Here is a 12,463-nt window from a genome sequence, read left to right as displayed (position 1 = left end):
CTCACAAGTCCCATTCATGTACGGGCGCGCCGCTGCGCTGCCCTTCGCAATAGGCGGCCATGAGCGCGAAGAGATCGCCGCCGCAGGCCTCGAGCGCCTGACGCTGCCAAGCCGCGCCGGTCTGGCGCGAGCGCACGCGAGCTTCTATCACATCGAGGAAGCCGCGCGGATCTTCGACGCCGAGATCGGCGAGGCCCGCACGCGCCGCAGGGATAAGCCGCTCGAGCAGAAGCCGGTCCGCGCCGATCACCCCCTGCCCCGGCCAGTAAAGCACCGCGTCGAGCCCCAGGCGCGCGGCTGTGTAAAAATTCTGCTTCGCCTCCTCGAAGGACAGCCCGCCTGTTCCGGTCTCGCCGGCCAGCGCAATCGCGCGCGCAAGGCCGAGAAAGAGCGCAGCGTTCGCCATCATGTCGACGAAGCTTGGTCCCGCCGGCAGAATGCGGTTCTCCACGCGAAAATGCGGCGCGCCATCTTCGTCGAAGCCGATGAGCGGCCGACTCCAACGCCAGATCACGCCATTGTGCAGGCGAAGGTGACGCATGGCCTCGGGGGCATCCTCAAAGGCAATGGGCAGGAGCGCCTCATAGTCTCGCGCATTCTCTTCGAAAATTTCCATCAGCGAGCACGCGGCGAAGCCCGACCCCATGCAGACGCGCGCTGGCCCCGGCGCAACGACCGACTGCTCGAAGAGCGGAATGCGCGTCTCCTCCCAGAGCGTCTTGCCGAAGAGGAAAGGCGCATTGCCGCAGGCGGCGAGAACCGGCCCAGAGGCGGCGATGGACGCGTTGTAATAAAGATGCGCGAGATCGGCCGGCGCCTTGAGATGCACCTGGAAAGAGGTCGTCGCCGCCTCCAGCATTACGTCGCTGTGCTCCGATACGAGATGCCCGCGGCCCAATATATCGACGTGCAAGGGCCGGCCGCCGCGTGAACGCAGCACTTCGCTGTTCAAGGCGTAAAAGCGGTTGAGCGGCGACATATTGGCAAGCGTCAAATCCTCGTCGCGGATCGTCGGGAGGGTACCGATCAAGACGAGATTGGCGTCGAGGCGGTGGGCCACGCTATTGCACTGCGCCCAGACGCTGGTCAGCGCATCATAGGCGCGCCCCAAAGCGTCGCCTTCGAGGACCAGAGGGTCGCAGTTGAGCTCGAGATTGAAACGCGACAGCTCCGGCACGACGAGGGGATTGTCGATCGCTTCGAGGAGCTGCTGGTTGATCGAGGCGGGGAAGTAATTGTGATCGAGGATCCAAATCTCGATCTCGAAGCCGAGCATATGGCCTGCAGACGAAAAACGGCCCGAGTCGTAAAGCGCGCGGGCGATCGCAGTTTCTTCCGCAAGCCGGGCGGCAAAGCGCACCTTGTCCGCCTCCGTAAAGCCCGCCGCCTTGATTTCCTGGCCCACGACGCCGCCTCCGTCACTCCCTCTATTACGTAGACGCGGCGATTGGAAAAGCGACGATGGGGTCCTTCTCTTACTGCGCCTCAAGCTCGCCCAATTGCGGCTCGCGCGCGCGCTCGATCGCGAAGGCGATGATAAGGCTGAACACGGCTGCCGCCATGCACCAGACCGAATACCAGGCCGGCCGATTCTCGAGGAGCGCCCAGACGAATGTCACGAATACCACTCCGCCAAAGACCACGAGCCAGCGCCTTTCGCTGAAGATGAGCGGCGCCACGGTCAAGACGACATAGAGAAAATGCACGATAACGGGCGGGCGCTCGAACATGGGCGTATAGGCAAGCGAATGCTTCACCACGGCAAGCTCGATTCCGTCGGCGAACGCCAGCTTGACAATCAGATAGACGCCGAGAGCGACGCCCGTCGCGCCCAGCAGGCGCCACAGACGCCGACGCTCGGGATCGGTCTCGGCGTGAGCGGCGGCGAAAGGCGTGAGCATCGGCCAGACAATGAAAGCGATGATCGTATAGAGATAGCGAAAGGCCGCGTCGCCTTCGAATGGGTGGCGCAAGCTGTACCAGACCACGCCCTCGGTCAGCTGATGAACCGAAAACACGAGCGGAAAAAGCGCGAAGAGGAACATGCGCCGGTCATGGATTGCGGCCTTCGCGACCATCCCGCCGCCAGCGACGGCGAGACCGACGCAAGCCAAAACGCTCGCCTCAAGTGAGTAGCACATGGAAGGCTCGGGGGTTTGCGAACTCCGCCCAAGCTCACTTCATATATTTTACGCCTGTACGACGTTCTCAAAACGCCCTCTGTGGCGCTTGCGCCGGAACAGCGCTCGCAAGCGTGCGTTCTGCCTCCGAGTGAAATTTCCAACGGAGGTCAACATGGGCAGCCTGCTGCACTATGCGATCTTGTTTCTGGTCGTCGCCATCATCGCCGCCTTCTTCGGTTTCGGAGGCGTCGCGGGCACGGCGATGGAAGGCGCAAGGATTCTGTTCTGGGTGGCGCTGGTTCTCTTCGTCATCTCCGCCGTCATCAGCTTCGTCCGTAGAGCCTGACGACGATCTTTCTCTTCGGTGCTCCCAACTGGACCGGCGTCAGCCGGTCCTTTTTTAGGGAATGGAAGAGAGCGCGGAGAGCCAGGCCTCGGGCGAGGAATCGCTCGGCGCCCGCCAGTCGCCGCGTGGCGAGAGCGATCCGCCAGAGCTGACTTTCGGCCCGTTGGGCACGGCCGTGCGCTTGAACTGGCTCGTCGCGAAGAAGCGGCGCAAAAAGACCGTGAGCCAATGCTTGATCTCTGGCAGGTCGAAGGCGACGCGGTCCTTATCCGCGATCACCGAAGGCCATTGGCCGGCGCGCGAGTCACGCCAGGCGTGCCAGGAGAGGAAGGCCGTCTTCGCCGGGTCGAAGCCATAGCGCGTGGTGTAATAGAGGTTGAAATCCTGCAGCGCATAGGGCCCGACGAAAGCCTCGGTGCGCTGCGCCTCCTCGCCTGGGATAAGCTCCGGTGAAATCTCGGTTGCGAGAATGTCGGTCAGCACCGACACCGTTTCCATCCCGAAACGCGCGTCGCGCGCGCACCAGCGGATGAGATGCTGGATCAGCGTCTTGGGCACCGAGCCATTGACATTATAATGCGACATCTGATCGCCGACGCCATAGGTGCACCAGCCGAGCGCAAGCTCGGAAAGATCGCCTGTGCCGACGACAATGGCGTCGTGAAGATTGGCCAAGCGGAAGAGAAGCGACGTCCGCGCGCCCGCCTGCACATTCTCATAGGTCGCATCGTAAACCGCCGCGCCCCGCGCCGCAGGATGGCCGATGTCTTCCAACATCTGCTTGCAGGCCGCGGAGGCGTCGATCTCCTGCGCCGCGACTCCCACAGCGCGCATCAGACGCCAGGCGTTGTTCTTGGTGCGATCCGTCGTCGCGAAAGCGGGTAGCGTATAAGCGAGGATATTCGTGCGCGGCAGGCCGAGACGCTCCATCGCCGTCACGGCGACCAGAAGAGCCTGCGTGGAGTCGAGACCGCCCGAGACGCCGATGACGACCTTCTGGATGCGCGCGGCGCGCAGGCGCTGCTCGAGCCCGTGCGACTGTATGTTGAAGGCCTCGAAGCAAAGCTCGGCCAGTCTTGCCTCGTCGTTCGGCACGAAGGGGAAGCGCGGAACGTCGCGCAGGAGGCCGAGGTCCACGTCGCGCGGCGCCGCCAGCTCGAATTCGACGCGGCGATATTGCGTCGCGCCCGCTTCCACATCGGCGCAATCGCCGAATGTTCCCTGCCGCGCGCGCTCGGCAAGAAGCCGTCCGAGATCGATGTCCGCGACGACCATCTGCGGTTCGTCGGAAAAGCGCGGCGCCTTGGCGAGAAGATCGCCGTTCTCGTAGATCAAAGCTTCGCCGTCCCAGGCGAGATCGGTCGTCGACTCCCCCTGCCCTGCCGCAGAATAAAGATAGGCGGCGAGGCAGCGCGCCGAATGCGCGGCGCACAGCGTTTGCCGATAGTCCGACTTGCCGACGATGGCGTTGGAGGCGGAGAGATTGAGCAGCACCGTCGCCCCGGCTAGCGCCGCGCGCGATGACGGCGGGATCGGAACCCACACATCCTCGCAGACTTCCATATGGATCGCGAGGCCGTCGAAATCGGAGGCTTCGAGCAGCACGTCCGAACCGAAAGGCGCAATCTGCCCGGCAAGCGTTATCTCCTCGGCGGAGACGAAGGCGCCCGAGGCGAAGTGACGCTTCTCGTAAAACTCGCGATAGTTCGGCAGATAGGTCTTGGGTGTCACCGCCAGCACGCGCCCGCGCAAGATGGCCACCGCGCAATTATAGAGGCGGCCGCGATGGCGCAGCGGCGCGCCAACAACGATGATGGGTTGCAGCGCGCGGGACGCCTTGACCAGCTCGCAAAGCGCAGTCTCCACGGCGGAGAGGAGCGCCTCCTGCTGCAACAAATCGTCGATCGCATAGGCCGAGAGCCCGAGTTCGGGAAAGAGCACGAGCGAGGCCCCGCGTACATGGGCGTCGCGCGCCATCTCGATTGTGCGGGCGGCATTGAAGGCGGGATCGGCGACGCGAACGGACGGACAGGCGACGGCGGCGCGGATGAAGCCGTGAGTATGCAGCGAGAAGAAGGGATGGATCATATCAGCCCGCGTCAGCGACCGAAGCGCAGTGGAGAACGGCGGGATAATGCCTCAAAGCCGCGTGGATTGGCAGTCCCCGATAGAGGCTGGCCGCGGCGGGCTGGCGTCACTGAACCTTCACGATCTGACGGGCGTTGAAAAACGGGTTCGCGCCCTGCTCGCCGTCGCGAAACATGACGACCGTCACCGCGAAATTGGCCGTTGCAGGCTGGCCCGGTTGAATGATTTGCGGCGGTCCGGCGGCCCAGTCCGTGAAGCGGAAAAGCGTGTAGCCGCGCGCGAGCGTCTCCTTGGCGGCGAGCGTCAAGGCTTCCTTGAGCGCCTTCTCATCCGCGAGCGTATCGGCGCCTTGCAGATCGAGCCGCACCATGTTCGGCCCCAGAGAGGAAATATTGGTCGGGAGGCAGCCTGAGAGCGCGACGGCGGCGGCAAGGAGCGCGCATCGCGCCGCGCCGGAGAGGGCCGCGCGCAGGCTCCTTTGCCGCTTCAAAGCCCTCTGATATGACATCCCCTCGAGCACTGGAACTGGAAACCTATCCTTTTGGAGTGGGTCAGAGCCCGGAAAGCAAGGCGGCCGCGAGGCCGTCAGTCGCGCTCATATTGAGGCAGCCGCCATTCCTCGCTCTTCGCGGACAGGCTCCACTCTTTCCACGACTCCAGGGATTTGATCGCGTCCATATAACGCTGCGCTTCCTGAGACACGGGGATCACGTAGGTTTCGAACCGCTGGACGACAGGCGCGAACATGGCGTCGGCGGCGCTGAATTGCCCGAACAGAAATGGCCCGCCATGTCGCGCCAATGCGTCGCGCCACGCCGCGTCGATACGGGCGGCGTCGGCGCGGGCCGTCTCCGTCAGTGATATTGGGCGCGGCGCGCGGCCGAAATTCATGGAGCATTCGCTGCGCAAAGCGCCGAAACCCGAGTGCATTTCGCAGGCGAGCGCCCACGCATGAGCGCGGGTCTCTCGTTTGCGCGGCCAGATCGGAAGATCAGGATAGAGCTCGGCGACATATTCGATGATCGCCAGCGAATCCCAAACGCTCGTCTCGCCGTCGTGCAGGATCGGAACCTTGCCTGCCGGAGAATGTGCGAGTAAAGCGCCTTTGGAGTCCTCCCGATAAAGTGGGATGACGATTTCCTGAAACGGAACGCCGAATTCCTTGAGCAAAATCCACGGCCGCAGCGACCAGGTCGAATAGCGCTTATTGCCGATGACGAGCGTCAGCACGGAGTGATCCTTCATAGTCTCAAAAAGAAAAGGGCGAGGTCTCCCCCGCCCTTCCTACCACATCTGATCGCGACCGCTCAGCCCCAGTGGGCCAGTATGGCGAGCAGCAATAGCGCGACGATATTGGTGATCTTGATCGCCGGGTTCACGGCCGGGCCGGCGGTGTCCTTATAGGGGTCGCCGACCGTGTCGCCCGTGACCGAGGCCTTATGCGCCTCGGAGCCCTTGAGGTGCTTCACGCCGTCCTTGTCGATGAAGCCATCCTCGAAGGACTTCTTGGCGTTGTCCCAGGCGCCGCCGCCCGAGGTCATGGAGATGGCGACGAATATGCCGTTGACGATCACGCCGAGCAGCAGCGCGCCCACCGCCGCCAGCGCATTGGCCTTGCCGCCGCCGAGGATCAGCACGGCGATGAACATCACGACCGGCGCAGCGACTGGCAACAGCGAGGGAACGATCATCTCCTTGATCGCCGCCTGGGTCAGCATGTCGACCGCACGGCCGTAATCCGGGCGCTCGGAGCCGTCCATGATGCCGGGCTTCTCTTTGAACTGACGGCGCACTTCCTCGACCACGGAGCCCGCCGCGCGGCCGACAGCCGTCATGGCGATGCCGCCGAAGAGGTAAGGGATGAGGCCGCCGAAGATCAGGCCCGCGACCACGAAGGGGTTGGAGAGGCTGAAGTCGATGTGCTCGAGCCCTTTGAAGAAGGGCACGCCCGTCTCGGCGAAGTGCCTGATGTCGTTCGTATAGGCTGCGAACAGCACCAGCGCGCCGAGGCCCGCGGAGCCAATGGCGTAGCCCTTGGTCACGGCCTTGGTGGTGTTGCCGACGGCGTCCAGCGCGTCGGTCGACTGGCGCACTTCCTTCGGCAGGCCCGCCATTTCGGCAATGCCGCCGGCGTTGTCGGTCACGGGACCGAAGGCGTCGAGCGCGACGATCATGCCGGCGAGGCCGAGCATGGTGGTCACCGCGATCGCCGTGCCATAGAGGCCGCCGAAATTATAGGTGAGGATGATGCCCAGCACGATCACCAGCGCCGGCGCGGCGGTCGCCTCGAGCGACACGGCGAGACCCTGGATGACATTGGTGCCGTGGCCCGTCACCGACGCCTGGGCGATCGACACCACCGGGCGCTTGCCCGTGCCGGTGTAATATTCGGTGATGTAGACGATCGCGCCCGTCACGATCAGGCCGACAATGCCGCAGAAGAAGAGGCCGACGCCATAGATCGACTGGCCGTTCACCTTGCCGACCTCGCCGAGGCCAACGGTGACGAGCGTCGCGAGGAACAGGCCAACGACCGAGAGAACGCCTGTCGCGATGAGGCCCTTGTAGAGGGCGTCCATGATCGAGTCGTTCTTGAGGCCGATCTTCTCAAAGTAAGGGGCGGCGAACTTGCCCCATTCCGTGTCGTCCTGACCGAGCTTCACGAAATAGGTGCCGGCGATGGAAGTGAGGATGGAGAGGCCGCCGATGGCGAGCGGATAGATCACCGCGCCATAGAGGCCTTCCTGGCCGGCGAAGAAGATCGAGGCCAGAACCATGGTGGCGACGACCGTGACCGCATAGGTCTCGAAGAGATCGGCCGCCATGCCCGCGCAGTCGCCGACATTATCGCCCACGTTGTCGGCGATGGTGGCCGGGTTGCGTGGGTCATCCTCGGGAATGCCCGCCTCGACCTTGCCGACGAGATCGGCGCCGACGTCGGCGCCCTTAGTGAAGATGCCGCCGCCAAGGCGCGCGAAGATCGAGATGAGCGAGGCGCCGAAGCCGAGCGCGACAAGCGCGTCGACAACCGCGCGGTCTGAGACCGAATAGCCGACGAACCAGGTGAGGATGGCGAAATAGATCGTGACGCCGAGCAGCGCGAGACCGGCGACCAGCAGGCCCGTGACGGCGCCCGCCTTGAAGGCGATGTCGAGGCCGCCCGCGAGCGATTGAGTCGCCGCCTGCGCGGTGCGGACATTGGCGCGCACCGAGACATTCATGCCGATATAGCCGGCCGCGCCGGAGAGGGCCGCGCCAATGGCGAAACCAAAGCCCACCGACCAGCCCAGAAGGATGACGAGCAGCACGAAGATGACGGCGCCGACATAACCGATGGTCTTATATTGGCGATTGAGATAGGCCTGCGCGCCTTCCGCGACGGCGCCGGAGATTTCTTGCATGCGCTGCGAGCCGGGATCAGCCGCGATCAACTCTTGGGAAGTTTTTACGCCGTAAGCGATGGACGTCAGTCCAAAGACGATGGTTAGAAAAAGGACCATTGGGTTCGCCTTTTCTTTCTTCGACCAGCGTTGGTCGAGCGATTCGCGCCACAAAGGGCTGTCGCGCAATGGAAAAAGGAAGCGCCTCCCAGCCGCTCAATCGCCCGGGCGCACGAAATTTTCCGGCGCGCTTTGTGCCAGAATCCGGGGCTTCCGGCAATGGCGCCACTGGGAGCGCTCAAAAGTGGCTGAAAGATAATTTCTTGAAAATGAGGGGCTTTTTTGCTGCACTGCGGAACTCGAGCGTTGCCGGGCCGATAGCGATCTCGCCGATTCGCGCGACCCCGTCTGGCGGGGAGAAACCGGGCGCGGCCGTGAACAGAATCTCGTAGTCGTCGCCGCCCGTCAGCGCGGTTTCAAAGAGGCCTGGCGCAAGCGCAATCGCCTCCCGCGCCGCATCCGACAGCGGGACCATCGGCGCCTCCACCACCGCGCCCACGCCCGAGGCCGCGCAAAGCTTGGCGAGATCGCCCGCGAGCCCATCCGAGACATCCATTGCGGCGTTGGCGTGGTCGCGCAGGAGCGGGAGGAGATCGAGCCGCGGACGCGGGAGCAGATAGCGGTCGAGGAGATGCGCGCGGGCTGCAGGCGAAAGCCGCGCCGCCAGCGTTGCATCGCGGCGCATGGCGAGGCCGAGCGCCGCGTCGCCAATCGTCCCCGACACATAGATTGCATCGCCGGCCTTAGCGCCCGTTCGCGGCACGAAACGAGACGCCCGGCCCAATGCGGTGATCGAGATCGTCAGCGGCCCTGGCGTGGCCGTGGTGTCGCCGCCGATGAGCGGCGCGGCATAGGTCGCGGCGTCTTCCGCGAGGCCTGCCGCAAAGGCCGCGAGCCAGTCGTTCGTCCAACCGGTCGGCAGGGCGAGCGAGAGAAGAAAACCGACAGGCGCGGCGCCCTTGGCCGCGAGATCCGAAAGATTGATCCGCAGCGCCTTTCTGGCGACCGCGCCCGGCGGATCGTCGGGGAAGAAATGCACGCCCGCGACGAGCATATCGACCGTGGCGACGGTCGGCTCGGGCGAGGCCCCGATGAGGGCAGCGTCGTCCTTCAATCCCAACGCCGCCGCGCCGGCGATCGGCGCGAAGACGCGGGCGATGAGCTCGTCTTCGGTGTAGCGGCTGGGCATCACGACTCCCTCCTTCTCCCGCTTGCGGGAGAAGGTGTCGCGCCGAAGGCGTGACGGATGAGGGCCCTCACCCGACCCTCGCTTACGCGAGGGCCACCCTCTCCCGCAAGCGGGAGAGGGAAACACGACCAAGGGTTCGGATTATCCCCCCATCTCCCCCGACCGCTCTTCCCGCGCGATCTTATCGAGCACGGCGTTGACCATGCCCGACTCCGTCGGCCCGAAAAAGGCGCCGGCGACGTCGACATATTCCTTGATGACGGCGCGGGCCGGCACGTCTTTCCGGGACCGCAGCTCATAGGCGCCGGCGCGCAAGGAGGCGCGCATCACGGCCTCGACGCGGGCCAGCGGCCAGCCGCCGGAGAGCACGCGGTCGATCTGTCGATCGATCGCGACCTGGTCCGTCAACACGCCCTGCAGCACGTCGCGAAAGAAGGTCAGCTCCGCGGGCTTATATTGCACGCCCTCGATCTCGCGGCCGATCCAATGGGCTTCGAATTCGGCGTAAATCTCGTTGAGGCCCTTGCCCGCGACCTCCATTTGATAAAGCGCCTGCACGATGGCCAGGCGCGCGGCGGACCGCTGATCGAGGCTCATGCGAGGCTCCGCTTCAGGCGGATGAGGGACAATGCCGCGAGCGCCGCATCGGCGCCCTTGTCGCCCTGCTTCGGATCGGCGCGCAAAATCGCCTGTTCGTTATTTTCCACGGTGAGGATTCCATTCCCGAAAGGCAGACGCCGCGCGACCGAAAGGTCGGTCAGGGCGCGCGAGCTTTCATTCGCCACGATCTCGAAGTGATAGGTCTCGCCGCGAATAACGCAGCCGAGCGCGACGAGCCCGTCGTACGGCGCGTCCGCCTGCTCGGCCGCATCGAGCGCAATCGCTGCAGCGGTCGCGATCTCCAGCGCGCCGGGCACTTCGATTATCGTCGCGCTGGCGCCGAGTCGCTCGATCGCCGCCTGCGCGCCAGCGCGCAGCAAGCCGACGATCTCGGCGTTGAACCTCGCCGCGACGACGAGAATCCGCGCGCCCGTGACGGGCGTCGCGGCGATGTCGCCGGGTGCAAAACCTGCCATTGCCTGTAACTCCTTGGGCGGCGATGGATACACTTTTCGGTGACGCTCCACCATAGCGGCGGCGTTGAATTTGGAGAGATTATGGGAAGACCGCAGCGACGCCGAAATCGCATTTCCTCTCCTTCGTCGTTCGAGACGGCCCCCGTAGGATGGAGGAGAGGGAAACGGTCCTTCACCCGACTGCCCTATTGCCACCGGCTATATAGCTTGACATCCCACGCGCCGCACGTATGTTGCGCGCCAATTCGTCGCCCGCCGCTAAATGCTGCGGGGACGATTTCCTATTCTCAATCGAACTGGAACGAGCGCTATGGCCAAGTCCGCCATGATCAAGATCAAGCTCCTGTCCACGGCGGACACGGGCTATTTTTACGTCACCAAGAAGAATGCGCGCACCAAGACCGAGAAGTTCGTGTTCAAGAAGTATGACCCCGTCGTGCGCAAGCACGTCGAGTTCAAGGAAACCAAGATCAAGTAAAGCGGGAGGCGGCCGCGCCGCCGCCCGACGACTTGTCTTTGCGAAATGGCCTCGCCGACCGCGGGGCCAATTTTTTTGCCTGTGGAAGTGCGCAAGAGTCGACGCCAGCGATTTCTCCCCGCATAGCGACGAGAGAAATGCCGAGATGGTCGTGAAAAGAAGAATGCGCGCCTGAAGCGGCCGCCTTCATCCAGCAGAATGAAGGCGGCCGACTGACAATGGCTTCAAGGAGGCCACTCCAACCATCGTCAGCCGGCCAACCCCACGGACCCAGGAGATGCGGCGGACCTGAGCACTCCGCAGGGTATTCGAGTTCTGCCGTTACGCATCGAACGCTTGACTTACGACGTGGGCTTTATTTCTCGCCCTTGCGCCGCCGCCGGACACGTAATCCATTTGGCGGACATCAAGTTACCTCGACTGCACGAAATTGCAACTGGCTGATATGGATTTTCACAATGACGCGATTTGAAAAATGAAAGACGGCGACGAAGCGGCGCTTTTCCGCTAAAGAGACCGAAAATGGCGCGCTCAAGACGCGCTCGCTTGGAGGAAACAGATGATAACTACGTACACCTTTCGCCTGTCCATCGCACTCGCGGCGGCTTTGGCGCTCGCTGGCTGCGGCGATCACCAACCCGGCGACGCCACCGGCGCGAAAGTGTTGCGCAACATTCTCCAGAAGAATGGAGTCGACGCCAAGATCGTCTCCTTCAAGAAGGTCAACGCCCGCGAAGTCAACCGCGACAAGGTCAACGCCTTCGAGCTGATGTACGAGGCGGAAGTTCAGTTTCCCGAAGGCTTCGAGGCCAAGTGCCGCGAGGAACGCGAACGTGGAAAATGCGCCTTCCTCGGCCTCGACGAGGATCGCACCTTTGCGAAGGCCGAAGTGCACACGAGCGAAGGCACGCTGCATTTCTTGAAAACCGACAAAGGCTGGATGGCCGAAGACAACAACGTCTACTGATTCTCTTGGAACCGCGCGCGCTTGTCGTGATACCCGCGCGGCTGGGCTCGACTCGGCTGCCGGGAAAGGCGCTTGCCGATATCGGCGGGCGGCCGATGGTCGCTCATGTCTGGTCGCGCGCCGTCGAAGCGAACATCGGCCCCGTCGTCGTCGCGACGGATTCGGAAGAAATCGCCGCAGCCGTTCGGGCTGTCGGCGGCGAGGCCCTGCTGACAACGGGCGCCCATCTCTGCGGTAGCGACCGCGTCGCCGCGGCGCTGCGGGCGATCGATCCGGCAGGCCGTTACGAGGCCGTCGTCAACCTCCAGGGCGACAATCCCTTCCTTCCGGAGGGCGCGCTCGCAGCGGCGCTGGCGCTGCTCGGCGACCCCGCCGTCGATATCGGGACGCTTGCGGCGCCCGCCGCGCCGCAAGAGGCCGACGATCCGAACGCGGTCAAGCTCGTGGGAACGCACGTCACGCCGCGCCGCCTACGCTCGCTCTATTTCTCCCGCTCCCGCGCACCCTGGGGCGAAGGACCACATTATAAGCATATCGGCGTCTATGCTTTTCGGCGGGCCGCGCTCGAGCGCTTTGCGTCGCTTGCGCCGTCTCCGCTCGAGCTGAGCGAGCGCCTCGAGCAATTGCGGGCGCTCGAGGCGGGAATGCGTATCGACGCGACTGTGCTGGACAAAACGAGCCCATCGGTAGATACCGGGCGCGACCTCGAAGCCCTGCGCCGAGTTTCCTCATCCCGAGGGGTGAGCGAGTCGTGAA

The 12,463-nt window shown here is 64.0% G+C and carries 13 protein-coding genes; 4 read left to right on the top strand and 9 right to left on the bottom strand.

The features are described 5' to 3' along the window. Position 1 precedes the first annotated feature (1 nt). A complete protein-coding gene (locus OGR47_RS06830; protein WP_165048153.1) occupies positions 2-1,405 on the bottom strand; it encodes a hypothetical protein in 1,404 nt (467 codons plus the stop codon). Between the two features lie 70 nt (positions 1,406-1,475). Next, positions 1,476-2,141, bottom strand: a complete 666-nt coding sequence (locus OGR47_RS06825) for a DUF6629 family protein (RefSeq protein WP_165048151.1) — start codon at positions 2,139-2,141, stop codon at positions 1,476-1,478. A 154-nt stretch (positions 2,142-2,295) separates the two neighbouring features. Between OGR47_RS06825 and OGR47_RS06820 the strand changes: the two genes are divergently transcribed. After that, entirely contained in the window at positions 2,296-2,469 is a 174-nt protein-coding gene (locus OGR47_RS06820; protein ID WP_165048148.1) for a DUF1328 domain-containing protein, read from the top strand. A 54-nt stretch (positions 2,470-2,523) separates the two neighbouring features. Here the strand turns inward: OGR47_RS06820 and OGR47_RS06815 are convergent, their stop codons facing one another. The 7 genes from OGR47_RS06815 to ribH all read right to left on the bottom strand — a co-directional run bounded on the left by OGR47_RS06815 (position 2,524) and on the right by ribH (position 10,262). Then, the gene (locus OGR47_RS06815) at positions 2,524-4,557 is read right to left on the bottom strand and encodes an NAD(+) synthase (protein WP_165048146.1); all 2,034 of its coding nucleotides are present in this window, start codon (positions 4,555-4,557) and stop codon (positions 2,524-2,526) included. Positions 4,558-4,663: 106 nt separating this feature from the next. Further along, on the bottom strand, positions 4,664-5,065 hold the full coding sequence (locus OGR47_RS06810; protein ID WP_165048144.1) for a hypothetical protein: 402 nt from the start codon (positions 5,063-5,065) through the stop codon (positions 4,664-4,666). A 77-nt stretch (positions 5,066-5,142) separates the two neighbouring features. Further along, complete coding sequence (locus OGR47_RS06805; RefSeq protein ID WP_246729526.1) at positions 5,143-5,802, bottom strand: glutathione S-transferase family protein; 660 nt, start codon at positions 5,800-5,802, stop codon at positions 5,143-5,145. Positions 5,803-5,864: 62 nt separating this feature from the next. Beyond that, a complete protein-coding gene (locus OGR47_RS06800; protein WP_165048139.1) occupies positions 5,865-8,057 on the bottom strand; it encodes a sodium-translocating pyrophosphatase in 2,193 nt (730 codons plus the stop codon). A 178-nt stretch (positions 8,058-8,235) separates the two neighbouring features. Continuing rightward, positions 8,236-9,186 carry a thiamine-phosphate kinase gene (gene thiL, locus OGR47_RS06795; RefSeq protein ID WP_165048434.1) on the bottom strand — a complete coding sequence of 317 codons (951 nt, stop codon included), beginning with the start codon at positions 9,184-9,186 and terminating at the stop codon, positions 8,236-8,238. Between the two features lie 141 nt (positions 9,187-9,327). Beyond that, on the bottom strand, positions 9,328-9,783 hold the full coding sequence (gene nusB, locus OGR47_RS06790; protein WP_165048138.1) for a transcription antitermination factor NusB: 456 nt from the start codon (positions 9,781-9,783) through the stop codon (positions 9,328-9,330). Further along, the gene (gene ribH, locus OGR47_RS06785; RefSeq protein WP_165048136.1) at positions 9,780-10,262 is read right to left on the bottom strand and encodes a 6,7-dimethyl-8-ribityllumazine synthase; all 483 of its coding nucleotides are present in this window, start codon (positions 10,260-10,262) and stop codon (positions 9,780-9,782) included. The genes nusB and ribH overlap by 4 nt, the downstream gene beginning before the upstream one ends. A gap of 310 nt (positions 10,263-10,572) precedes the next feature. On the opposite strand from ribH, the gene rpmG reads away from it, so the two are divergent. The 3 genes from rpmG to OGR47_RS06770 all read left to right on the top strand — a co-directional run bounded on the left by rpmG (position 10,573) and on the right by OGR47_RS06770 (position 12,462). After that, positions 10,573-10,740 carry a 50S ribosomal protein L33 gene (rpmG, locus tag OGR47_RS06780; protein ID WP_165048134.1) on the top strand — a complete coding sequence of 56 codons (168 nt, stop codon included), beginning with the start codon at positions 10,573-10,575 and terminating at the stop codon, positions 10,738-10,740. A gap of 559 nt (positions 10,741-11,299) precedes the next feature. Continuing rightward, a complete protein-coding gene (locus tag OGR47_RS06775; RefSeq protein WP_165048130.1) occupies positions 11,300-11,707 on the top strand; it encodes a hypothetical protein in 408 nt (135 codons plus the stop codon). Between the two features lie 26 nt (positions 11,708-11,733). Further along, on the top strand, positions 11,734-12,462 hold the full coding sequence (locus tag OGR47_RS06770) for a 3-deoxy-manno-octulosonate cytidylyltransferase (protein ID WP_246729525.1): 729 nt from the start codon (positions 11,734-11,736) through the stop codon (positions 12,460-12,462). Position 12,463 lies beyond the last annotated feature (1 nt).

The sequence above is a fragment of the Methylocystis sp. MJC1 genome (assembly GCF_026427715.1).
Lineage (GTDB): Bacteria > Pseudomonadota > Alphaproteobacteria > Rhizobiales > Beijerinckiaceae > Methylocystis.
The sequence above is the reverse complement of the archived record's forward strand: the minus strand, read 5'-3'. Positions and strand labels throughout refer to the sequence as shown.